Origin of the sequence: Roseospira navarrensis (genome assembly GCF_009601025.1) — a bacterium.
GTDB classification, from domain to species: domain Bacteria; phylum Pseudomonadota; class Alphaproteobacteria; order Rhodospirillales; family Rhodospirillaceae; genus Rhodospira; species Rhodospira navarrensis.
In genome coordinates this window covers 21,918-44,297 of sequence record NZ_WIVE01000022.1, presented here as the reverse complement: position 1 = coordinate 44,297, position 22,380 = coordinate 21,918, and the positions used below count along the sequence as shown (strand labels likewise).

Sequence of the window (22,380 nt, the reverse complement as noted above, 5' to 3'; positions counted from 1 at the left end):
GCCTCATGGATACGCCCGCCCCCGAAACCGACACCGAAACCGACACCGAACGCCACGCCCGCTATCTGGCCACCCTGCGGGCGGTGGTCCGAAAGACGCTGGCGGGAACGGGGGCGCGGGCGGTGCTGTTCGGCTCGCATGCCACCGGGACAGCCCATCGGGGCAGCGACGTGGATATCGCCATCGACGCGCCGCCGGACCTGCCACGCCGGGTGATCGGCGATGTGCGGGAGGCTCTGGAGAAGACCACCGTGCCCTGGACCTGTGACGTGCAGGATCTCCGCGATGCCTCTCCTGCCTTCCGCGATCGCGTGCTGGGGGAGGGGATCCTTTGGACAGACTGACGGAACGGCTGGAGGTGGCCGGCAAGGCGCAGGCGACTCTGTTCGCGGCCCTTGAAAACGGTACCCTGCCACCGACGGAACGTCGGGACGTGTGCATCCTGCGTTTCGTCTATTCGTTCGAGGCCACCTGGAAGGCGGCGCAGGCCGTCCTGCGCGAACGCCACGGCCTCTTTGCCAACAGTCCTCGCGCTGCCATCCGATCCTGCGTCGATGTCAGGATCCTGGACGAAGCGACCGCCGAGGCGGCACTGTCCATGGTCGAGGACCGCAATTTGGCGGCGCACACGTACAATGAGGAGTTGGCGGACAAACTCTTCGGCCGCATGACCGGCCATGCCGGCGCGTTGAAGGCCTGGCTGGCAGGATTGCGCACCGAGGCCGGCGCCTGACGCCCTTGCCCCGCCTTACCGCCCCACCGGCCTCACCCGGTCGCAGGTCCACAGCACGGCGTCGGTCCACCAGGCCTCAAGGCGGTCCTGGCTCAGGCCCCAGCGGGCCTTCACGGCCACGAAGGCGGCGGTATAGGCGCACCAGCGGTCGGGCGGCCAGGGCAGCCAGGACAGCGGGTCGCCGTCGGCCTTGGAGCGGTTGGCGCTGGCCCCGGTGGCGACCAGGGTCAGGGGCGAGGACAGATCGTTCGCATAGGCGCGGCGGCGGCCCTCCGTCCAGGTATCGGCCCCCGAGCGGTGGGCCTCGGCCAGCGGCACCAGATGGTCGATGTCCAAGCGGGATGGATCGGTGAAGACCGCGCCGCTGTAGGGGTCGATCCAGCGCCCGGCGATCACCCGGCACCCCCGGTCGTTCAGGCGGACGGGACTCAGGCTGTCGCGAATCAGGACCTCCTGGCGAGTGTCCCGGCAGTCGCCGTCGGCATCGATCCAGTGATCGTACAGCGCCCGGTCGTAGGGCTGCGCCACCGGATAGAACACCTCGGCCTGGCGCAGACCCCACAGGCCGCCCCCCAGAGCGGCCAGCACGAGCAGCAGACGGACCCCGCGCATCCACCGCAAGGGGCGGAGGCGCGGGGCCGCTCGGGATCGGGTTCGGGTCCGTGTGCGGCTCAAGAGGCCGTCACTTCGGCACCTGGCCCAGCACGCCCTGCACGAACCAGTCCATGGACAGCAGGGCCGCGTCGTCGGGCACCTCGCCCTCGGCGACGACCACCTGGCCCACCTGATCCATCAGCGGACCGGCCAGCGGGTGCAGCTCGCCGGCCTCGATGGCCTTGCGGGCGTCCTCGGCGGCGTCCACCACCTCCGGCGGCAGGATCGGGTTGTAGTCGGAGATCGCGACCATGCCGCTGTCCAGGCCGCCCCAGGTGTCGGTGCTCTCCCAGGTGCCGTCCATCACGGCGCGGGTGCGGTCGATGTAATAGCCGTGCCAGTCATCCACGATGGCCGTCAGGTGCGCATTGGGCCCGAACTGGCTCATGTCGCTGGCCTGCCCGAAGGCATAGATGCCCTTTTCCTCGGCCACCTGCACCGGGGCCGGGCTGTCGGTGTGCTGGGTCAGCACGTCGGCGCCCTGCGCGAACAGGGTCTCGGCGGCCTCGCGCTCCTTGCCCGGGTCGTACCAGGAGTTGACCCAGATGACCTTCACGTTGGCCTCGGGGTTGACCGAGCGCAGGCCCTGGGTGAAGGCGTTGATGCCCCGGACCACCTCCGGAATCGGCACGGAGGCGATGTAGCCGATGGTGTTGGTCTCGGTCATCATGCCGGCGATGATGCCGATCACGTAGCGCCCCTCGTAGAACCGCGCGGCGTAGGTGGCGACGTTGTCGGCGCGCTTGTAGCCGGTGGCGTGCTCGAACATCACGTCCGGGAACTTGCGGGCGGTCTTGATCGTCGAGTTCATGAACCCGAACGAGGTGGCGAAGATCAGGTCGTGGCCCCCGGCGGCGAGCTGGTTCAGCACGCGCTCGGCGTCGGCGCCCTCGGGCACGCTCTCGACATAGGTGGTCTCGACCGCGTCGCCGAATTCGGCCTCGATGGCCTGTCGGCCCTGGTCGTGCTGGTAGGACCAGCCGAAGTCGCCCACGGGGCCCACATAGATGAACCCGACCTTGAGCGGATCATCGGCCGCGCGGGCGGGCGAGACGAGCGCGGAGGAGGCGAGGGTCGCGAGGCCGACACCGGCGGCGACGGTGGCCGTCAGCGCGCGGCGGGTCAGGATTCCGGCGGGGTTCCGCATGGGGCTCTCCGTGAATGGTGGCGGATTTCGGCGCGACCCGTTTATACTCCGCCCGTCACCCTTCCGACAACGCGGGAGCACCCGAATGTCCATTTTCCTGGGGCGCGTTTTCGCCCACGGATCCCGCCGGGGCGCTCTGGCGGCGCTGGTGCTTGGGCTTGTGCTCGGGGTCGGTCTGATGGCGGCCGGTCCGGCGCTGGCAGCCGGCGGGGGCGGCGGCCACGGCAAGTCCGCCGCCGAGGCCGGCGACCGTCCGGACAAGGAAACCGTGCTGCCGCGGTCCGAGGCGGACCAGGTGGGCGGGTCCTACATGCAGTTGGATGCCCTGTGGCTGCCCGTGACGCAGGGGCAGCGGTTCCGCTATCAGGCCGTCACCGCGCGGTTGGTGCCGCTGCCGGACAAGCGCGTGCCGGCCTGCATGAAGGCGCCGTGGGCGCGCGAGGCCATTCTGTTCGAACTGAACGAAACGCCGCTGACCCTGGACGATGTCAACCACCTGGACGCCCGCAAGCAGGTCGTGGCGCGCCTGCTGAAGCGGGTGCACGCCCATCTTGGCGTGGTCGTCTACGAGGAGGTCCAGTTGGTGTCCGGCTTGCACGAGCCGGGATTGGCCGAGCGGACCCTTGCCTTCATGTGTCGCTGACCCGCGGGGTGTCGGCACCGCCCCGGTCGTCCGTGATTCGCAGGGCGAGCGGGTAGAACCGGATGCCGTGGTCGTCCTGGACCGTGTCCGTCAGGGGCTCGAAGCCGGCGCGCAGGTAGAAGCGCCGGGCGTAGGGGGTGGCGCGGACGCGGACCTGCCGGGTCTCCGGTTCCAGCGCCAGCAGGCGGGCGAGGCCGCAGCGCAGCAGTCGCCGCCCCAGACCGCGCCCCTGGTGGTCGCCGCGCACGTAAAGCAGGGTCAGGTAGCCGTCCCGATGCAGTTCACACAGGCCCAGGATCGCGCCGTCCCGCTCGGCCAGGTGCGTGACGTTGCCCGCGTCCAGCCGCCGGCGCAGGGCGTCGGGCGCGACGAAGTCGCGGAAGGTGGCGTGGCCCTCGTCGGTGTTGTCCACGGCGTTGAACGCCTCGTACTGGGCCACCAGGAAGTCGCGGGCGGGCACGGCCTCGGCCGGTGTCATGGGCCGCAGCAGCACGCCGGTGCGGGTCACGGTCCAGAACGCGGCCCGTCCGGCCGCGCCGGTCCCTGGATGCGAGCGCGGGGCCTCCGGCGGCGGGCGGCCGGGCGTGCGCGGGACCGGGACTGTGGGCGGAGCGAGCGACATGGGGCCGTCACGAACCGGCGGGGCAGGGCAGGGCGGCGGTCGAGGGCGGAGCGCGTCAGCCGTCTCGGACACAATACTGAACGGCCCACTTTAAGAAAACCTTTCAATCGCTTGTGGAAGAGCGGCCGACGACAGGTCAATCGGTGTGTCGGCCGGTCCCAGACTCCTCCCGACAGAAGGTCCCGTCCGTGACTCGTGCGTCCGTTTCCCTGTCCGCCCTGACGGGCCGCCTCATCCGCGCCCACACCGCCCAGGCCCGCCGGCGTCCGTTATTGGTGGCGTTCGGCTGGGTCGGCCTCGCCTGCCTGATCGCCGCGATCTGGATCGACCGGCCGCTGGCCCTGATGCTGAAGGCGCAGGTGCAGGGCGACTGGAAGGGGTTCTGGTCCATCGCCACCGATGTGGGCGAGGGCCTGATCTGGTACCTGCTGGCGGTGGTCATGCTGGTGCGCTGCCAGATGGGCATGACGGCCACGGTGATGGACGACGTCTGGACCCGCTGGCGCGACGAGGCCCGCGTCTGGCTGGTCTATCTGGCCGCGCTGGCGGGCACCGGGCTGCTGGTGACCCTCATCAAGCACGGCGTGGGGCGGCTGCGCCCGGTCTGGCTGTTCCGAGAGGACCTGTACGGCGTGGCGCCGCTGTCGTTCCAGTCCGCCGCCAACAGCTTTCCGTCCGGGCACTCCCAGACCATCTGGGTGGTCATGGCCCTGCTGGCGATGATCTACCCGCGCCACTGGCCCACGTTCGTCGCGGTCGGCGTGATGGTGGCCGCGAGCCGCCTGTTCGTGACGGTGCACTACCTGTCGGACGTGCTGATGGGCAGCTTCATCGGCATCGCCGGGGCCGTGCTGGCGGCCCGCTGGGCGGCGCGGCGCGGCTGGTCGCTGAGGCTGGGGGCGCCCCGGTGATGGGGGATGGGCCTCACCGGATCTCGCTGATCCGCCGCTTGAACCAGTCCACGAACCGGCGGTGGTCCCAGTCCATGTAGCCCATGTGGCGGGCCAGTTCGCGGCCCTCGTGGTCCAGAATCACGGTCGTCGGCAGCCCGGAGACCTTCAGCGCCCCGGCCAGCGCGCTGCCGGGGTCGTGATAGAGCGCCAGGGTCTCCACCCCGGTCTGGCGATAGAATCCGCGCAGCGTGTCCATGGAGGCTTGGTCCACCGACACGGCCACCACCTCGAATCGGGGTCCGCCCAGGGTGGCCTGCAGACGGTCCAGCGCCGGCATCTCGCGGACGCAGGGGCCGCACCAGGTGGCCCAGAAATTCAGCACAACCACCTTGCCGCGGAAGGCGTCCAGCGTCACAGTGTCGCCGCGCTGGTTCCGGAAGGGCGCGCCCTGCACGGGCGCGGCCGCGGCCGACAGGGTCAGGGGCGATCCGCCCCCGCCGCCCTCCGACGAACCGGGCATGGGCATCCCGAGCAGCCGGGGCGCGACCGCGGTGCCGCCGATGGCGGCTAGGCCGATGACGAAAACGGCGAGGGCGACCAGCGGCCCACTGCGCGTGCTGTTGCGGCTCATGGCTTTCCAGGTGGACAGGCTTCAGGAATGGACGAGACCACGGCGACCTCCGACGAACACCAGACGGCCCGCAGCAGCATGTGGGGCGGCCGCTTTTCGGGCGGCCCGGCGGCGATCATGGAGCAGATCAACGCCTCCATCGATTTCGACCGCCGCCTGTACCGGCAGGACATCGCGGGCTCGAAGGCCCATTGCCGGATGCTGATCGAGACGGGCATCATCGACCGCGCCGACGGCGAGGCCATTCTGAACGGTCTGGATCAGGTGCTGCAAGAGATCGTCGAGGGGCGCTTCGTCTTCAAGACCGCGCTGGAGGATATCCACATGAACGTGGAGTCCCGCCTGCGCGAGATCATCGGCCCGGCCGCCGGGCGGCTGCACACCGCGCGGTCGCGCAACGATCAGGTGGCGACCGACTTCCGGCTGTGGACCCGGGATGCCATCGACGATCTGGATCGGGCGGCCGCCGCGCTGCAACAGGCGCTGATCGCGCAGGCGGAGGCGCACGCCGACGCCGTCATGCCCGGCTTCACGCATCTGCAGAGCGCCCAGCCGGTGACCTTCGGGCATCACATGCTGGCCTATGTGGAGATGCTGGGCCGCGACCGGGGCCGCCTGCGCGACGCCCGCGCGCGTCTGAACGAATGTCCGCTGGGCTCGGCGGCGCTGGCCGGCACCGGATTTCCCATCGACCGGGCCATGACCGCCGCCGCCCTGGGCTTCGACCGGCCCACCGCCAACAGCCTGGATGCGGTCTCGGACCGGGATTTCGCCATCGAGCTTCTCGCCGCCGCCAGCCTGTGCGTCATGCACCTCTCGCGGCTGGCCGAGGAAATGGTGATCTGGACCAGCGCCCAGTTCGGGTTCGTGCGGCTGTCCGACGGGTTCTCCACCGGCAGTTCGATCATGCCGCAGAAGCGCAATCCGGACGCCGCCGAGTTGATCCGCGCCAAGACGGGCCGGGTCTATGGCAATCTGACGGGCCTGCTGACCGTGATGAAGGGCCTGCCGCTGGCGTATTCCAAGGACATGCAGGAGGACAAGGAGCCGGTGTTCGAGACCGTGGACACCCTGATGCTCTGCCTCGCCGCCATGACGGGGATGGTGTCCGAGATGACCGTGAACCGCGACCGGCTGGCGGCGGCGGCGGGGGCCGGGTTCTCCACCGCCACGGATATCGCCGACTGGCTGGTGCGCGCGCTGGGGATGCCGTTCCGCGACGCGCACCATGTGACCGGGGCCATCGTCAGGCTGGCGGAGGATCGGGGCGTGGGCCTGGAGGATCTCTCCCTGGCCGACCTGCAGTCCGTCGAGCCGCGCATCACGGCCGGTCTGCGTCTGGATCCGACGGGGTCCGCCGCCAGCCGCGCCAGCCAGGGCGGCACGGCGCCGGACCGGGTGCGCGCGGCCTGTTCCGACGCCCGCGCCCGGTTCCTGACGCCGGAGGCGGGGCCGTGAGGGGCGCGGGGCGTCTGGCGTTCGGGCTCGCCCTCGGGCTGTCGCTGGCCCTCGTGACCGGCTGCGGCCGCAAGGCGCCGAACCTGCCGCCGGAGGGCAGCACCTACCCGCGCGTCTATCCGACCCCCCGGGTCCTGGACGAGCCTCGCCCGGAGGAAGGACGCCCCCGCTCGTCCATCATTGACCCGCGCAGCGTGGACCGCACGCAACCCGTTTATTAGCGCCACAGACCGGGTTGCCCGCCCGAGGCCTGGAGTCCCATGCACCATTTCTCGTACATTGATGGCCGCCTGCACGCCGAGTCCGTGCCCCTCGACCGCATCGCCGCCGAGGTCGGCACGCCGTGCTACGTCTATTCCACGGCCACCCTGACCCGTCACTACCGCGCGTTCGCCGATGCCTTCGCGGGGCTGGGGGCCTCCATCTGCTACGCCATGAAGGCGAACGGCAACCGCGCCGTGCTGCGCCTGCTGACCGGCATGGGGTCGGGCGTGGATGTGGTCTCGGGCGGCGAAATGGCGCTGGCGCTGGCCGCCGGGGCGCCGGCGGGGCGCATCGTGTTCTCGGGCGTCGGCAAGACCGAGGATGAGATTGCCGCGGCCCTGCAGGCCGGGGTTCATCAGCTCAACGTGGAGAGCGAACCGGAGCTGGACGCCATCGACACCGTCGCCCGCCGCATGGGTGTGAAGGCTCCGGTGGCGATCCGGGTCAATCCGGATGTGGATGCCGCCACCCACGCCAAGATCACCACGGGCAAGGCGGAGAACAAGTTCGGCATCGAGTGGACCAGCGCCCGACAGGTGTTCCGGCGCGCGATGACCCTGGAAGGCATCGCGGTCAAGGGGGCGGCGATCCACATCGGCTCGCAGATTCTGGACCTGGGGCCGTTCGAGGCCGCCTTCCTGAAGGTGCGCGACCTGGTGGCGATGCTGCGCGCCGACGGCGTGACGGTGGAGCGGCTGGACCTGGGCGGGGGGCTGGGCGTGCCCTACCACCAGGGCGACGAAAGTCCGCCGCCGCCGGCCGCCTATGCCGAGGTGGTGCGGCGCACCCTGGGCGACCTTGGCTGTGCCTTGACCATCGAGCCCGGGCGCGCCATCGCCGGCAATGCGGGCGTGCTGGTCTCGCGCGTGATCTACCGCAAGGACGGCATCACGCGCACCTTCGCAGTGGTGGATGCGGCGATGAACGACCTGATGCGCCCGGCCCTGTACGACGCCTGGCATGACATCTGGCCGGTGGTGGAACCGCCCGCGCACGCCGAGCGCCCGCTCGTGGATGTGGTCGGCCCGGTGTGCGAGACCACGGACACCTTCGCCCGCGACCGCGCGCTTCCTCCCGTGGCGCCGGGGGACCTGATCGCCTTCATGACCGCCGGTGCGTACGGGGCGGTGATGGCGAACCAGTACAACGGCCGCCCCCTGGTGCCCGAGGTGCTGGTGGACGGCGACCGCTTCCACGTGGTGCGCCGCCGCCCCCGCCTGGAGGATCTGGCCGCGCTGGAGGACCTGCCGCCCTGGCTGGCGGACTGATCGGGCCGAGCCCGCGCGTTTTGCCCGCCGGTTGGCGGCGCCCTCCCGGTTGGGCATACTGGGAACCCGGGACCGGGCCGGTCGCACGGCCACCGCGGGTGCGGTGCGCCTTGGGGGAGGGCGAGGCGTGGCTGACGTCAAGGTGGGCAACATCGTCGAGTTCGGCGGCAACGTGACGACCCTTCTTTCCATCAAGCCCGGCGCCGAACGGGACATGGAAAAGGCGCTGGGCTACGCCGAAGGCCGCCTGTCCAAAGGGTACTTCGTCCTGTTGCTGCGCCAGTTGCCCGCGCACGACGACTTCAAGCTGGCCGGCTATTCCTATTTCTCCGGCGGGCGCATCGGCAAGCCGCGCATGGTCGCCGAGAAGGACACCCTGCGCGAGCACCTGCAGGAAAAGGTGCTGCGCGAACACGGCCTGGACGGGGTTCTGCACCGCAAGCGGATCGCGCGCGAAGGCATGTCGGTGACAGGGCGTCACCGCATCGCCAAGGTGCTGCCGGTGATCCGGCACGATTCCTCCAAGCCGCCGGCCCAGCAGTATCCGGTGGGCGGCGGGGTGCCCCAGTTCGAACTGACCCGGCCGCGCAAGTTTCTGGTCGCGCTGGAGGTCACGGCCGACGGAACCGCCATCGCCCGGGACTTCGAGGTCAACGTCAAGACCGGCGGCTACGAGGCCCGGCGACGGCTGCGCGTCTACATGGAAAACGCGTGATCCCGTCGGCACGTGAGACCTCGGTTGACGGCCCGTGCCGGCAGGGCTGGTGTCGAAAGGCGGATGGGGGAAACCGCCTCCGCCCTTGGGATACCTCCAGGTGCATCAGGGGCGGATCCGGCTTGCATTCCGGCCGGTTTGGGCGTTTTCTGAACCCGGAATGGCCCTGGTCCGCGCCGGGGCCGTGGGGGGCGGCCCGGGCAGGCCGGCGCCCCGGGTGTCACTCGGCGGATGCGGTCTCCGCCGCCGCCGAGGGTTCAACGCCGAGCAAGGGACTGATGCCGCCATGACCTTCGTTCTTCTCCTTCTCTTCGCCGCATGCTGGCTGTTCGTCCTGTGGCGGTTCTATCAGGCTGCCGAGTACTTCTCGGAGCGCAGCCTGCAGCGCGCCCTGGAGGCCCGCCAGCAGCAGGACCCGTCGTAACCGGGCCTCGCTGCATTCCCGGATCAACAGGGGTGGTGCCGTCCCGATGTGTCCTTGAGGACATGCCGGGATAAGACTTCGTGTGTCCGCACGAGCCTCATCCGCAGTGACACCCCTTCAGGGCGCCGCGTTCCACCGTGAACCGGCGCCCTTTCTGTATGGGCTGGTGCCGCGCGGCGGGAGAGCCACACTCACCCGCCGCCGCGATTGATGAGCCCCTGGCCATCTCTTCAGGATATGGGAAACAGCGGCTCCGATTCGGGCGATTAAGAATCGCTCTTGTCTTCGCGAGTCGCCCTGTGCTTTACTTGTCTTCGGTGAAGACCAGCCCGGAGCACGGAAAAGGTTCCGTGCATAGCGCGGCGCCGGGACTGTGGGCCACGGTCGGTGACGCCCCTTCGTGGGGTGCCGCCGGCTATTCACACTTCGAGGGGCAGGTCAACCCGGTTGAAGGGGGACCGGCCAGTCGATCGGAGAGGCGCGGGCGCGGCCCGACGTAGGCTCAAGGAGCAGGTCATGAGCTTTCTGCGACGCGTGTTGGGGGGTGTGGGCAGCAGTCTGGCGGCACGCGCCGGCGTGCAGGTGGGCGACCGATACCTGAAGACGGACGGACAGTTCCAGTCCATGTGGACCGTCCGCCAGATCGTGCACTTCAAGGGCATCCCGCCCCATGCCCGGCTGGTGCCGGACCAGGAAGCGCAGTCCGGCTACCGCACCATCTCGGTCACGGCCCTGGAAGACCCGGAGTTCTATCGCCGCCTCGCGGGCTCCCGGTCGGCCGCCGCCGCCGAGTAGGGCGGGTCCGGCCGGCCGGCGCGAACCCGGAGGCCCGGCATCAGAACGTAATCACGCTGCGGATCGACTTGCCCTCGTGCATCAGGTCGAAGGCGTCGTTGATGCGCTCCAGCGGCATGACGTGGGTAATCAGGGGATCGATCTCGATCCGGCCCTTCATGTACCAGTCCACGATTTTTGGCACGTCGGTGCGGCCCCTGGCGCCACCGAACGCCGTGCCCTGCCATTTGCGGCCGGTGACAAGCTGGAAGGGGCGCGTCGAGATCTCCTGGCCCGCCCCGGCGACCCCGATGATGGTGGAGACCCCCCAGCCCTTGTGGCAGCACTCCAGGGCGGCGCGCATGACGTTCACGTTGCCGATGCACTCGAAGCTGTAGTCCGCGCCGCCGCCGGTCAGCTCGACCAGATGCGCGACCAGATCGCCGTCGATCTCGTTCGGGTTGACGAAGTGCGTCATGCCGAAGCGCGCGGCCATCTCGCGGCGGGCCGGGTTGATGTCCACGCCCACGATCATGTCCGCGCCCACCATGCGGGCGCCCTGGATCACGTTCAGGCCGATGCCGCCGAGGCCGAACACGACCACGTTCGCCCCGGGCTCCACATGCGCGGTGTAGAGCACGGCCCCCACGCCGGTGGTGACCCCGCAGCCGACGTAACAGACCTTGTCGAAGGGCGCGTCCGGGTCGATCTTCGCCAGCGAGATTTCCGGCAGCACCGTGTGATTGGCGAAGGTCGAGCAGCCCATGTAGTGGTGCAGCATGCGGCCGTTCAGCGAGAACCGGCTGGTGCCGTCGGGCATCAGGCCCTTGCCCTGGGTGGCGCGGATGGCCTGGCACAGGTTGGTCTTGCCGCTCAGGCAGTACTCGCACTGACGGCATTCGGGGGTGTACAGCGGGATCACATGGTCCCCGGGCTGGACCGAGGTCACCCCGGCCCCCACCTCCAGCACCACGCCCGCGCCCTCGTGGCCCAGGATGGTGGGGAACAGGCCCTCCGGATCGGCCCCGGACAGGGTGAAGGCGTCGGTGTGGCACACCCCGGTGGCCTTGATCTCCACCAGCACCTCGCCGGCTTTGGGGCCGTCCAGGTCCACCTCCTCGATGACCAGCGGCTTGCCGGCCTCCATCGCGACCGCGGCGCGCGTCTTCATGGCGTCGATCCTCCCCTGGGCTGCCGGCTGTTTCTTTCCCGAGTTCGATGGTCGGGCATGGCCCGATCATGCGATCCATGGCGCCGGGACGCAATGGAGGCGGGCCCCGCCGTGGCCGATTTTCGCGCTCACGGCCGCCAGCGCTCGAACAGCGCCCGGAAGACGTCGGCCGCCGGCCCGCCGCCGCCGAGATCGTCCATGGGACGCCCCCGGTCGTCGCCGATCCATACGCCGGCCACGGCGGTCCGCCCGGCCCTGTCCTCGACGAAGCCCACGAACCAGGCGTCCCGGTTGTCCTGGGTGGTGCCGGTCTTGCCGTAGGCGGTCAGGCCGCGCCCCGGGTCGGGCTGGGCGGCGCGCCCGGTGCCCCCGGTGACCACGCGGCGGAGCATGCTCCGCATGGCGCGCACATGGGCGGGGGCGACCACGGTGGGCGGATCGCCCTCGCGCAGGCGGGCGTAGACCACGCCGCCGTCGCGCGCCGTCACCCGGGCGACACCGTGGGGAAAGGCGGGATGACCGCCGTTGACGAAGGGCGCATAGGCCGCCGTCATGTCCAGCGGCGAGACCTCCACCGTGCCCAACGCCATGGAGGGATCGGCGCGATCCACCCCGGTCAGGCCGAGCCGGCGCGCCAGCCCGGCCACGCGGTCGCGCCCGGCCTGCTCGGCGATCCGCACGGCCACGGTGTTGATGGAGTGCGCCAGCGCCTCGGTCAGGGTCACCGGCCCCCGGTAGCGGCCGTCGTAGTTGCGCGGGGACCAGCCCCGGATCGTCACCGGCGCGTCGTCGATGCGGCTGTCCGGGGTCAGGCCCGCTTCCAGGCCGGCCAGCCAGACGATGGGCTTGAAGGCGGACCCGGGCTGGCGGCGGGCCTGGGCGGCGCGGTTGAACTGGCTGTCCCGGTAGCGCCGCCCGCCGACCATGGCCAGCACCGCGCCGTCCCGGTCCAGGACCACTACGGCGCCCTGGGTCGCGCCGCGCCCGCGCACGGCGGGATCGTCCAGCACGCCGGCGAGCGCGGCCTCGGCGGCGGCCTGGGCGGCGGGGTCCAGGGTGGTCTCCACCACCACGTCGCGGTCGAACACGCCCACATAGCCATCCAGCCGGCTCAGGACCCAGTCCGCGAAGTAGCGGCTGTCCGGCCCCGTGCCCTGCGCCAGCGCCAGGGATGGCCGGCCCTCGGCGGCGATCCGCTGGGCCTCGGCCCGGGTGAACACGCCGGTCTGGACCAGATTGCCCAGCACCTCCAGGGCGCGGTCGTGGGCGCGGTCCGGGCTGGCGGCGGGATTGTAGCGCGACGGCGCCTTCATCAGGCCGGCCAGGACGGCGGCCTGATAGGCCGTCACGCGTCGCACGGGCCGCTGGAAGTAGCGCCGGGCGGCCGCGTCCATGCCGTAGATGCCCGCGCCCAGATAGACCCGGTTCAGGTACAGGCCGAGGATCTGGTCCTTGGTAAAGGTGCTCTCCAGCCACAACGCCAGCAGGGCTTCCTGGACCTTGCGGCGCAGGGTCCTGTCCGGGGTCAGGAACAGGGTCTTGGCCACCTGCTGGGTGATGGTGCTGCCGCCCTGGACCACCTGACCCTCGCGCAGGTTCGCCACCAGGGCGCGGGCCACGCCGACGGGATCGACGCCCCAGTGATGACGGAAGCGGCGGTCCTCGGTGGCGAGCACGGCCTGCACCAGGATCGGCGGCACGGTGTCCACGCTGACGGGGTCGCCGTAGACCTCGCCCGAGACGGCCAGCGGGGTGCCGTCCACGGCCTGGATGGTGATGCCGGCGGGGCGGGTGCGGGCGGTGGCGGCCTGGATGTCCGGCAGGTCGTAGGCATAGAACGCCACCACGGCGGCCAGGGCGACGGTGGACCAGATGGCGACGACCAGGGACCACTTGAGCGCCACCCAGGCCAGGGCGAGGCGGGGCCGCGCGGGGCCCCGGCCCCGGCCTCGGCGGCCGGGCGCCGCGGCGCGCCGCCGTCCCGCCGGCTTGGCTCGGGGAGCCTTGCGGGGGGCGGCGGTCGCTTTCGGGGAGGAGGCGGGCTTCGCGCGGGACGGTCTCGCGGGCGCGCCCTTGCCGCTGGATTGGGCGCCGGGTTTGGCGGCGGCCTTCTTGGGAGCCGCCTTCGGGGGGCCGGTCTTGGCGGTCTTGGTGGTCTTGGCGGTCCGGGTGGAGCGGGTGGGGCTGGAACCGGAGGATCCGCCGCGACGGCTGGCCGCGCCCGTGCCGGTCGAACGTGGTCTGGATCCGCCGCCGCCCTTGCGGCCGCCCGTGGTCTTGCTCATCTGAACGACTCTATGCTGGTCATACGGCTTGGGGTGGGCCGACTCGCGACAATAGTCTGTGACAATGCCCAACCCCTTCGATACAGTCCGCTGGGGCAGCCGGTCTTGCGCCGCGGTCACGCGGCGACCGAACACCATTCTTAAAGGGGCCATTCGCGATGGGCGAACACGATTCCCTTGCCACCATTCTTCCGCCGGACCTGCTCGCGCGCGTCAAGGCTCTCGCGGAGCGGACGGACCGTCCGATCGAGGCGTGCGTGCGTCAGGCCGTTCAGGACTATTGCGAGACCTGGGAGGCATACCACGAGACCGTGGACGGGATCCTGTCGGATCGCGACAAGCCCCGCAGTCTGCGCATCGTGAACGAGTGACCCCCCGCGATCGGTCGGGGCCCCCGGGCCGGGTCGGGGCCTTGATCCTTCCAACAGGCTGCATTCCGCACTAGTGTAGGCGCACGTCCCTTCGGATCGGCGGCGCCAGCATCTGGCGCGCCCCGGTTTCCCGCACGCACGAGGCCCGTGTCCAATCCATGTCCATCGGAACCCGCATCTTCAGCCGTCTCAACGGTCGCCGCGTGGGCAGCGATCCTTTCGGCAATGTGTACTACGAGGAGCGCCGTCCCCCCAAGACGCGCCGGCCCAAGCGCTGGGTCATGTTCAAGGGGCTGCCCGAATCGTCGAAGGTCCCGCCCGAATGGCACGCGTGGCTTCACCACACCGTGGACGCGCCGCTGACGGCGTCGCAGCGGCCCTGGACGAAACCTCACGTTCCCAACCTGTCGGGCACGCCGGGGGCCTATGTGCCGACGGGCGACGAACGCCGGGGCGGCGCCCGCCAGCCGGCGAGTGGGGACTACCAGGCATGGACCCCGGGCGGGTGAGCCAGCGGGCGAGGAAAGGGCAGCCATGAGCATCGAGCCACGGCGCGAACTGATGGTCGGGTCGGCCGTTCTGGCGGCGGCCGTGCTCGTGTTCGCCTACAGTTCGTCGGGCATCGGGGATCAGGGGACCGGGCCGCTGTCGGCCGACGGCTCCTATGAGCTGAAGGCCCGCTTCGGGCAGGCCGACGGGATCCGGGCGGGCACCGCCGTGCGCATGGCGGGCATCGATGTGGGCGAGGTGGTGAGCATGAGCCTGGATTCCTACTACCGGGCGGTGGTCACCTTCCGAATCGCCGCGTCCGTCGAACTGCCCGAGGATTCCGCCGCCATGATCCAGACCGATGGTCTGATGGGCGGCAAATTCGTGGAACTGGAACCGGGCGGGGCGCTGGACGTGCTGGAGCCCGGCGGCTGGTTCGACTATACGCAGGATTCGGTCATCATTGAGGATCTGCTCGGCAAGATCGTCGCCCGCGCCAAGCAGGAACGCGGGCTCGATCCCAACGAGCCGGTCGGGTACTGAGGCGCGGAGGATCCATGAACCGCAATCCCCTGGAAACCATCCTGGGCGCTCTGGTGCTGTTGGTGGCCGCCGTGTTCCTGGTGTTCGCCTACACCACCGCCGATCTGCGTCAGGTCCAGGGCTATCCCGTCCGCGCCAGCTTCACCAAGGTGGGCGGCCTGACCGTGGGCGGCGAGGTCCGTCTGGCCGGCATCCAGGTGGGATCGGTCACCGGCCAGCGCCTGGACCCCCAGACCTTCGAGGCCGTCGTGGACATGACCGTGCTGGAGAGCGTGCAGCTTCCCGTGGATACCCGCGCGGTCATCACCAGCGATGGTCTGTTGGGCGGCAGCTACATCAAGCTGATCCCGGGCAACGAGGCGGACACGCTGCAGCCCGGCGACTCGCTGCAATACACCCAGGACTACCAGTCCCTTGAGGACCTGGTGGGCGAGATCATCTTCCTCGCCACCCAGCCCGCCGGCGGCGGCGGAGGCGGCTGATCCTCCACCACGCCGCGCCGGCCCGCGCGGTCACTCGTTCCGCAGGTAGGGCGCCGCCTGTCCACCCAACGCCCGCCATGTGCCCAGGTAGCCCGCCGCCAGCGTGACCAGCACGCAGGCGACCAGCGTGGTGAGCACCACGCCCGGCAGGAAGGTCCAGCCGCCGTCCATCACGAACACGATGACGCCCCAGGCCGCCAGTGTGCCGACGCCGGCGGCGATCAGGCCTGTGGCCAGCCCAAGCAGGCCGTATTCCAGCAGGTAGCCCCGCAGCAGGTCGCCGCGCGTCGCGCCCACCACCTTCAACACCACGGCCTCGTAGACCCGGCGGCCGTGCCCGGCGGCGAATGCGCCCGCCAGCACCAGCGCGCCAGCCACCAGGGTAACGGCGGCCGTCGCCGTGATCGCCCGCGCGGCGGTGTCCAGAATGCCGCGCACGGTCTCCAGCGCGCCCTTGACCCGGATCGCCGAGACGTTGGGGAAGGCGTCGGTCACCGCGCGTTCCAGCGCGGTTTCCTGGGACTCGTCCACCCGCACGGTCGCGATCCAGGTGCGCGGCGCGCCCTCCAGCGCACCCGGCGAGACCATGAAGGTGAAGTTGATGCGCAGGGATCCCCAGTCCACGCGGCGCGTGTTCGCGAGCGTGCCCGTGATCTCCCGGCCCAGGATGTTGACGGTCATGCTGTCGCCGATGTCCAGGCCGAAGCCGGTCGCCAGTTCCTCGGTCAGCGAGAACAGCGGCGGCCCGTCGTAGTCGGCGGCCCACCACTCTCCGCGCACGATCTCGGCGTTGTCGGGCGGCGCGTCGCCGGTGGTAAAGCCCCGGTCGCCTCGCAGCGCCCAGCGGGTGTCGGGATGCACCTCGGCCTCGGCGGTGGGCACGCCGTCCAGCGCGGTGATCCGGCCCCGGACCATATCGGCATAGGCGGTGCGGCCCACGCCTTCGGCGTCGGCCAGGATGCCCCGGAACTGCTCCACCTGATAGGGCTGGATGTCGATGAAGAAGAACGAGGGGGCTTCGGCCGGCAACCGCTCGTCGATCTGGCGGTTCAGGTTGCCCTGGATCAGGGCGACGATGACCAGCACCGACAGCCCCAGGCCCAGCGACAGCACCACCGAACTCGTGGCGGTGCCCGGCCGGTGCAGGTTGGCCAGGGCCAGGCGCAGGCCGGGGCGGCCGCGTGCCAGCGGTCCCGACCGCCGCGCCAGCGCCTGCACGCCGCCGGCGGCGAGCGCGAACAGGCCCATGGCGACGGCGGCCCCGGTGACGAACACCAGCGCGAACTGCCGGTCCACCGCGCTGAGCACCGTCACGGCCACCAGCGCCGCCAGCGCGGTCCCGATCAGCAGCAGATAGTGCCGCCGGGGCCAGCCGCCCGGGTCCGCCAGGGCGCCCTTGAAGATGGCCAGCGCCGGGATGTCCCGCGCCCGGGCCAGCGGCCAGACGGCGAACACCAGCGCGACCAGCGCGCCGCTCGCCAGCGCCAGCAGCGCCGGTTCGGCATACAGGGCGACACGCGCCCGAACCGGCAGCCAGTCGCCGGCCACCGCCTGGGCCAGGAAGGGCGCGGACACGCCGGCGATGACGCCGATGGCCACGCCCAGCAGCGCCAGCAACCCGATCTGGATGAAGTAGACGCGGAAGATGGTCCCGGCGGGGGCCCCCAGGCACTTCAGCGTGGCAATGGTGGTCATCCGGCCCTGGAGGTAGGCCCGCGTGGCGTTGGCCACGCCGATGCCGCCCACCAGAAGGGAGGTCAGCCCCACCAATGTGAGATAGAGCGTCAGGTTCTCCAGGAAGCCGGTCAGCCCGGGCGCGGCCTGATCGGTGCCCCGAATGCGCCACCCCGCGTCCGGGAAGGTCGTTTGCAGGACGGCGCGGATGGCCGCCGGCGTGGTGCCCTGGTCCGCGCGCAGCCGGGTCTCGTACTCGACCAGGCTGCCCGGCTGGATCAGCTCGGTGGCCGGCAGGGCATCGGCGTGGATCATCAGCCGGGGGCCGAGCGAAAATAGGCTGGCGACCCGATCCGGCTCGCGGGCGATGGCGGCGCGAACCTCCAGGGTGGCCTCGCCCAGCCGGATGCGGTCGCCCACGGCCAGCCCCAGCCGCGACAACAGATTGGGATCGGCGACGGCCCCCCAGGTGCCGTCCCGGCGCGCCAGCGCGACCGCCAGGGCGCCGCCGTCCTCAAGGTCCATCTGGCCGTAGAGCGGATAGGCGTCGTCCACCGCCTTCAACTCCACCAGCGCCCGGTCGCCGTCGCCCGTGGGCGCGATGGCCATGGCGCGCATGTCCACGGTGTTCGAGACCGAGGCCATCTCCCGCATCATGTTCAACTGGTCGGCGTCGGGCGGGCGGTAGCGCCGCTCCACCTCCAGGTCCCCGCCCAGAAGGGCCTGGGCGTCGGCCTCCAGGCCCTCCTGGATGGCGCGGTTCATGGAGCCGGCGGCGGCGATGGCGAACACGCCCAGGGCCAGACAGGCCACCAGCACGCGGAAGCCGGACAGGCCGCCGCGCATTTCGCGCAGGGCCAGCCGCAGCGAGAGGGGCAGCGAATGGGACAGGGCGCGGGCGGTCATGCGGCCTCCCGGGTGGCGCGATCCTCGGTGATGGCGCCGTCCTGGATGCGGATGACCCGGTCGCAGCGCCCGGCCAGCGCCAGATCGTGGGTGATGAGCATCAGGGTCGTCTTCTGCTCGTCGTGCAGGCGGAACAGCAGGTCCATGACCAGGGCGCCGGTCTCGCCGTCCAGGTTGCCGGTGGGCTCGTCCGCCAGCAAAAGGCGGGGGCCGGGCGCGAAGGCGCGGGCGAGCGCAACACGCTGCTGCTCGCCGCCGGACAGTTGGCCCGGATAGTGCCCCAGGCGATGGCCCAGCCCGACCGCTTCCAACTGCGCCCGGGCCACGTCGAACGCGTCCTTGCGGCCGGCGAACTCCAGCGGCACGGCCACGTTTTCCTCGGCGGTCATGGTCGGGATCAGGTGGAAGCCCTGGAACACCACCCCCACATGATCGCGCCGGAAGCGGGCCAGGGCGTCCTCGTCCAGGGTGCCCAGGTCCTGACCCGCCACCGTGACCGACCCCGCCGTGGGCCGCTGCAGGCCGGCGGTGACCATCAGCAGGCTGGACTTGCCCGCGCCGGACGGCCCGACAAGCCCGACGGCGGCGCCCTGGGGCACCTCCAGATCCACGCCGCGCAGGATGTTGACCGCGTCCGCCGGACCCGTCAGGGTCAGGTCGAGGTCGCGCAGGCGAATGGTCGGCGGGGCCGTCTGGGAGTCTGTCATGGTTTTTGCTAACCCTTGGAAAACGCGAAATCGGCGGCGGTGGGCGGCGGTCGCGCCCGCCCGGCCTCAGCGCACACATGGGCATCCGGGCCGCCGGTTGAAAGCCGTCATGGCCGTCATGGCCGTCGTGCTGACCGTGGGTGTTGGGGCGGCCGCCCCGGCGGCCGGGGCGGAGGCGCTGCGGCTCCTGGTCCTGGGCGACAGCCTGACCGCCGGCTACAACCTGCCGCAGGACAAGGCGTTCCCCGTCCAACTGGAAGAGGCGCTGGGGGATGCGGGCCACGAGGTGACCGTTCTCAACGCCGGGGTCTCGGGCGACACCACGGCGGGCGGTCGGGCGCGCCTGGACTGGGTGCTGGCGGAGGAGCCGGACGCGGCCATCGTGGCCCTGGGCGGCAACGACGGCCTGCGCGGGCTCGACCCGGCGCAGACGCGCGAGCACCTGACCGCCATCGTGCGGCGCCTGAAGTCCGAAGAGGTCCAGGTCATGATCGCCGGCATGCTGGCCCCGCCGAACCTGGGCCGCGACTACGGCGAGGCCTTCAATACCGTCTTCCCCGAGGTCGCTGAGCGCACCGGCGTGCTGTTCTACCCCTTCTTCCTGGAAGGCGTGGCGGCCGATCCGGCCCTCAACCAGTCGGACGGCATCCACCCCACCGCCGAGGGGGTGTCCGTGATGGTGGAGAACATCCTCCCCAAGGTCGAACGGCTGCTGGAAAAGGCGGACCCATGCGGCTGTTCCTCGGACTAGCGCCGCCGCCGGACCTGCGCGCCGAACTCGCGGCCCTGGCCATCGGGCTGCCGGGCGCCCGCTGGGTGGAGGCCGACAACCTGCACCTGACTCTGCGCTTCCTGGGCGAGGTGGACCCGGCCCGGGGGGAGGACCTGGACGGGGCGTTGCGCACCCTGAAGGCGGCCCCCGCACCCGTGCGCTTGCAAGGCATCGGCACCTTCGGGCAGGGCCGCAAGGTCCACACGCTGTGGGTCGGGGCCGCGCGCGATCCGGCCCTGATGCACCTGCACGGCCGCGTCGAGGCCGCCGCTCAGCGCGCCGGTTTTCCGGCGGAAGGCCGCAAGTTCACCCCCCACGTCACCCTGGCCCGCCTTCGCCATCCCGACTCGGCCCGCCTGGAAGGGTTCATCGCCGCCCACAACGACCGAGCCTTTCCGCCCTTCACGGCCGACGCGGTCGTGCTGTACCGCAGCCACCTGACCCGCGATGGTGCGCACTATGAAATGCTGGAGGCCTACGGGCTCTAGCCATGCCCGACTCGCAACCCCGACTCCAGGGGGAAGGGCGCAGCGTTCGGGATCAGGGGCGTTTGCCGCGGACGAGGCGGTCTGGTCGAGTCCGACCACGTGAATGGGTGGTCTACTCTTTTTGGTTTTATATCGCGGATGGATTTTGATATTCGTGTCTTCAAGCCGGGCCTGGCATGATCTTGCCCCCTACCGGAACGAACCACCCGTTAAGGCTGGTCGGGTGCCGCTCAAGGGGATAAAAGGCTTGGCAGGGGACGCCGTGATGCCCCCGGAACTGGTCTCGCGGAAGAGAAGCCATACGTGCGCCTGCCCCGTGCCCATATCGCCTACGCGCATGACATCGTCATGTCCGCCGTCGCCTTCGTGGTCTCGTTGTGGCTGCGCCTGGGCGATGGGCTGCTGAACCACGACGACCCGCAACAGCTTCTGGTCATCGGCGTGGTGTTCGTGGCGGTGGCGGCCATCGCGCTCCGGACGCAGGGCCTGTACCGGGGCGTCTGGCGCTATGCCTCGGTCAACGATCTGATCGCGATCATCCGGGCGGTCAGCCTGACCGTGCTGATGTTCATGGTCATCGTGTTCCTGATGTACCGGCTGGAGCCCCTGCCGCGCTCGTTCTTCGTCATCATCTGGTTCGTCATGCCGGCCCTGCTGGGCGGGCCGCGGTTCGTCTACCGCACCATGAAGGACCGGCGCTTCGAGCGGATTCTGGAGCAGGAGCGACCCGACCGGACGCGAGTTCTGCTGGCCGGCGCCGGGGACGAGGCGGAACTGTTCATCCGCGCCCTGCAGAACCGCTCGCACGCGAGCTACGAGGTCGTCGGCCTGTTGTCGGACAAGACCAAGCGCGTGGGCCTCAGCATCCACGGCAAGATCGTATTGGGCCGGCTGCAGGACCTGGAGAAGGTGTGTGCCGAACTGGGGGCGCGCAAACCCGAACATCTGGTGCTGACCCGAGACTTCGACCGAGACACCGCCCTGGCCCTGATGAAGGGCGTCGAGGCCTGCGGCATCACCATGGTGCGGATTCCGCGTCTGGTGGACTTCCGGGATGGTCACGCCGAGGACGTGCTGAACGTGCGCGCCGTCGCCATTGAGGACCTGCTGGGCCGCGAGCAGCGCACCCTGGACCGCGACAGCATGCGCCGGCTGGTCGGCGGGCGCCGCGTTCTGGTCACCGGGGCGGGGGGCAGCATCGGCTCGGAACTGACGCGGCAGATCGCGGCCCTGGGGCCTGCCCATCTGGTGCTGGCCGATGTCAGCGAATACGCCCTCTATTCCATCGACCAGGAGATGCAGGATCGCGCGCCCGATCTGTCGCGCTTGTCCCTGATCGTGGATGTCCGCGACCGGGGGCGGATCGATCAGGTGTTCGCGGCCGAACGGCCCGATCTGGTCTTCCACGCCGCCGCGCTCAAGCATGTGCCGATCGTGGAAGAGCAGCCGCTGGAAGGCGTCAAGACCAACATCCTGGGCACCCGCAACGTGGCCGACGCCTGCCGCCGCCACGGCGTGGCGGCCATGGTGATGATCTCGACCGACAAGGCCGTGAATCCGACCAACGTCATGGGCGCCACGAAGCGAGTGGCCGAGCAGTACTGTCAGGCGCTGGACCTGCTCGGCACGGGCGGGGCGCAGGGACCGCGCTTCATGTCGGTCCGCTTTGGCAACGTGCTGGGCTCGACCGGGTCCGTCGTGCCGCTGTTCCAGCGCCAGTTGGAGAAGGGCGGTCCCCTGACCGTGACCCATCCCGAGGTCAGCCGCTATTTCATGACCATCGCCGAGGCGGTGGAACTGGTGCTCCAGGCCGCCGCCCTGGGCGAGGATCAGGCGTCCTATCGGGGCCATGTCTTCGTGCTGGACATGGGCAAGCCGATCCGTATCGCCGATCTGGCGCGCAACATGATCCGGCTGTCGGGGCGGCGCGTGGACGAGGACGTGAGCATCGTCTACACCGGGTTGCGGCCGGGCGAGAAGCTGTACGAAGAGGTCTTCCATGGCGGCGAACCGCTGGTGGATACCGGCCGCGACGGCATTCTGGTGGCCAGCCCCCGGCGCGTGGATGATGCCCGCCTGAAGGCGTCGCTGGAAAAGCTGGCCCTGCTGTCCGCCCAGGGCGACGAGCCCGACGCCCTTGGGGTTCTGCGGGAGCTGGTGGAGGACTACCAGCCGCGCCGTGACGACTGCCCGGCGATGATGGCGGGCGCTCACGGCAGCGAGGATACGGTCAGCGTGGGATAGGCCCGGGGCGGCCGTGGCCCGG

Annotated in this window: 25 protein-coding genes; 17 read left to right on the top strand and 8 right to left on the bottom strand. The window is 70.6% G+C overall.

All coding sequences use genetic code 11. The features are described 5' to 3' along the window. Positions 1-5: 5 nt before the first annotated feature. Complete coding sequence (locus tag GHC57_RS08790; RefSeq protein WP_153343269.1) at positions 6-344, top strand: nucleotidyltransferase family protein; 339 nt, start codon at positions 6-8, stop codon at positions 342-344. Next, the gene (locus GHC57_RS08785; protein WP_153343267.1) at positions 332-733 is read left to right on the top strand and encodes a nucleotidyltransferase substrate binding protein; all 402 of its coding nucleotides are present in this window, start codon (positions 332-334) and stop codon (positions 731-733) included. The genes GHC57_RS08790 and GHC57_RS08785 overlap by 13 nt, the downstream gene beginning before the upstream one ends. Positions 734-748: 15 nt before the next feature. Here GHC57_RS08785 and GHC57_RS08780 read toward each other — a convergent pair whose 3' ends face one another. Both GHC57_RS08780 and GHC57_RS08775 read right to left on the bottom strand, forming a co-directional pair. Then, positions 749-1,345 carry an HNH endonuclease family protein gene (locus GHC57_RS08780; RefSeq protein WP_246152218.1) on the bottom strand — a complete coding sequence of 199 codons (597 nt, stop codon included), beginning with the start codon at positions 1,343-1,345 and terminating at the stop codon, positions 749-751. 70 nt (positions 1,346-1,415) lie between these two features. Continuing rightward, positions 1,416-2,534: a BMP family ABC transporter substrate-binding protein gene (locus GHC57_RS08775; RefSeq protein WP_153343263.1), complete on the bottom strand. Its 1,119-nt coding sequence runs from the start codon at positions 2,532-2,534 to the stop codon at positions 1,416-1,418. 85 nt (positions 2,535-2,619) lie between these two features. Here GHC57_RS08775 and GHC57_RS08770 point away from each other — a divergent pair, with 85 nt between their 5' ends. Next, positions 2,620-3,177, top strand: coding sequence for a hypothetical protein (locus GHC57_RS08770; RefSeq protein ID WP_153343261.1), 558 nt, complete (start codon positions 2,620-2,622; stop codon positions 3,175-3,177). Here the strand turns inward: GHC57_RS08770 and GHC57_RS08765 are convergent. Continuing rightward, a complete protein-coding gene (locus tag GHC57_RS08765) occupies positions 3,164-3,799 on the bottom strand; it encodes a GNAT family N-acetyltransferase (protein WP_153343259.1) in 636 nt (211 codons plus the stop codon). The genes GHC57_RS08770 and GHC57_RS08765 overlap by 14 nt on opposite strands. 188 nt (positions 3,800-3,987) lie before the next feature. Here GHC57_RS08765 and GHC57_RS20440 point away from each other — a divergent pair, with 188 nt between their 5' ends. Further along, a complete protein-coding gene (locus GHC57_RS20440) occupies positions 3,988-4,710 on the top strand; it encodes a phosphatase PAP2 family protein (RefSeq protein ID WP_153343256.1) in 723 nt (240 codons plus the stop codon). A 13-nt stretch (positions 4,711-4,723) separates the two neighbouring features. Here the strand turns inward: GHC57_RS20440 and GHC57_RS08755 are convergent, their stop codons facing one another. Next, positions 4,724-5,323, bottom strand: coding sequence for a TlpA family protein disulfide reductase (locus GHC57_RS08755; RefSeq protein WP_153343254.1), 600 nt, complete (start codon positions 5,321-5,323; stop codon positions 4,724-4,726). A gap of 27 nt (positions 5,324-5,350) precedes the next feature. Here GHC57_RS08755 and argH point away from each other — a divergent pair, with 27 nt between their 5' ends. The 6 genes from argH to GHC57_RS08725 all read left to right on the top strand — a co-directional run bounded on the left by argH (position 5,351) and on the right by GHC57_RS08725 (position 10,247). Further along, positions 5,351-6,781: an argininosuccinate lyase gene (argH, locus tag GHC57_RS08750; protein WP_153343252.1), complete on the top strand. Its 1,431-nt coding sequence runs from the start codon at positions 5,351-5,353 to the stop codon at positions 6,779-6,781. Continuing rightward, positions 6,778-7,002 carry a hypothetical protein gene (locus GHC57_RS08745; protein ID WP_153343250.1) on the top strand — a complete coding sequence of 75 codons (225 nt, stop codon included), beginning with the start codon at positions 6,778-6,780 and terminating at the stop codon, positions 7,000-7,002. Before argH ends, GHC57_RS08745 begins: the two co-directional genes overlap by 4 nt. A gap of 39 nt (positions 7,003-7,041) precedes the next feature. Continuing rightward, a complete protein-coding gene (gene lysA / locus GHC57_RS08740; RefSeq protein ID WP_153343248.1) occupies positions 7,042-8,313 on the top strand; it encodes a diaminopimelate decarboxylase in 1,272 nt (423 codons plus the stop codon). 127 nt (positions 8,314-8,440) lie between these two features. Continuing rightward, a complete protein-coding gene (locus GHC57_RS08735; RefSeq protein ID WP_153343245.1) occupies positions 8,441-9,028 on the top strand; it encodes a hypothetical protein in 588 nt (195 codons plus the stop codon). Between the two features lie 286 nt (positions 9,029-9,314). Then, positions 9,315-9,452 carry a hypothetical protein gene (locus tag GHC57_RS08730; protein ID WP_153343242.1) on the top strand — a complete coding sequence of 46 codons (138 nt, stop codon included), beginning with the start codon at positions 9,315-9,317 and terminating at the stop codon, positions 9,450-9,452. A 516-nt stretch (positions 9,453-9,968) separates the two neighbouring features. Continuing rightward, positions 9,969-10,247 carry a peptidase M50B family protein gene (locus GHC57_RS08725; RefSeq protein ID WP_153343240.1) on the top strand — a complete coding sequence of 93 codons (279 nt, stop codon included), beginning with the start codon at positions 9,969-9,971 and terminating at the stop codon, positions 10,245-10,247. A gap of 40 nt (positions 10,248-10,287) precedes the next feature. Here GHC57_RS08725 and GHC57_RS08720 read toward each other — a convergent pair whose 3' ends face one another. Then, positions 10,288-11,397, bottom strand: a complete 1,110-nt coding sequence (locus GHC57_RS08720; RefSeq protein ID WP_153343238.1) for an S-(hydroxymethyl)glutathione dehydrogenase/class III alcohol dehydrogenase — start codon at positions 11,395-11,397, stop codon at positions 10,288-10,290. A gap of 128 nt (positions 11,398-11,525) precedes the next feature. Further along, on the bottom strand, positions 11,526-13,682 hold the full coding sequence (locus GHC57_RS08715; protein WP_153343236.1) for a transglycosylase domain-containing protein: 2,157 nt from the start codon (positions 13,680-13,682) through the stop codon (positions 11,526-11,528). Positions 13,683-13,840: 158 nt separating this feature from the next. Between GHC57_RS08715 and GHC57_RS08710 the strand changes: the two genes are divergently transcribed. The 4 genes from GHC57_RS08710 (at position 13,841) to mlaD (GHC57_RS08695) (ending at position 15,567) form a co-directional block, all read left to right on the top strand. After that, a complete protein-coding gene (locus tag GHC57_RS08710; protein ID WP_153343234.1) occupies positions 13,841-14,053 on the top strand; it encodes a ribbon-helix-helix domain-containing protein in 213 nt (70 codons plus the stop codon). Between the two features lie 158 nt (positions 14,054-14,211). Then, entirely contained in the window at positions 14,212-14,562 is a 351-nt protein-coding gene (locus tag GHC57_RS08705) for an NADH:ubiquinone oxidoreductase subunit NDUFA12 (protein ID WP_153343232.1), read from the top strand. Between the two features lie 25 nt (positions 14,563-14,587). Continuing rightward, entirely contained in the window at positions 14,588-15,085 is a 498-nt protein-coding gene (mlaD, locus tag GHC57_RS08700; protein ID WP_170294772.1) for an outer membrane lipid asymmetry maintenance protein MlaD, read from the top strand. A 14-nt stretch (positions 15,086-15,099) separates the two neighbouring features. Continuing rightward, positions 15,100-15,567, top strand: a complete 468-nt coding sequence (gene mlaD, locus GHC57_RS08695; protein ID WP_153343227.1) for an outer membrane lipid asymmetry maintenance protein MlaD — start codon at positions 15,100-15,102, stop codon at positions 15,565-15,567. Between the two features lie 30 nt (positions 15,568-15,597). Here mlaD (GHC57_RS08695) and GHC57_RS08690 read toward each other — a convergent pair whose 3' ends face one another. Both GHC57_RS08690 and GHC57_RS08685 read right to left on the bottom strand, forming a co-directional pair. Continuing rightward, positions 15,598-18,147, bottom strand: a complete 2,550-nt coding sequence (locus tag GHC57_RS08690; protein WP_153343225.1) for an ABC transporter permease — start codon at positions 18,145-18,147, stop codon at positions 15,598-15,600. After that, complete coding sequence (locus GHC57_RS08685; protein WP_153343223.1) at positions 18,144-18,854, bottom strand: ABC transporter ATP-binding protein; 711 nt, start codon at positions 18,852-18,854, stop codon at positions 18,144-18,146. Before GHC57_RS08685 ends, GHC57_RS08690 begins: the two co-directional genes overlap by 4 nt. A 109-nt stretch (positions 18,855-18,963) precedes the next feature. Here GHC57_RS08685 and GHC57_RS08680 point away from each other — a divergent pair, with 109 nt between their 5' ends. The 3 genes from GHC57_RS08680 to GHC57_RS08670 all read left to right on the top strand — a co-directional run bounded on the left by GHC57_RS08680 (position 18,964) and on the right by GHC57_RS08670 (position 22,358). Next, positions 18,964-19,605 carry an arylesterase gene (locus GHC57_RS08680; RefSeq protein WP_343031146.1) on the top strand — a complete coding sequence of 214 codons (642 nt, stop codon included), beginning with the start codon at positions 18,964-18,966 and terminating at the stop codon, positions 19,603-19,605. After that, positions 19,584-20,114 carry an RNA 2',3'-cyclic phosphodiesterase gene (gene thpR / locus GHC57_RS08675; protein WP_153343221.1) on the top strand — a complete coding sequence of 177 codons (531 nt, stop codon included), beginning with the start codon at positions 19,584-19,586 and terminating at the stop codon, positions 20,112-20,114. Before GHC57_RS08680 ends, thpR begins: the two co-directional genes overlap by 22 nt. Positions 20,115-20,417: 303 nt before the next feature. Beyond that, positions 20,418-22,358: a polysaccharide biosynthesis protein gene (locus GHC57_RS08670; RefSeq protein ID WP_153343219.1), complete on the top strand. Its 1,941-nt coding sequence runs from the start codon at positions 20,418-20,420 to the stop codon at positions 22,356-22,358. Positions 22,359-22,380 lie beyond the last annotated feature (22 nt).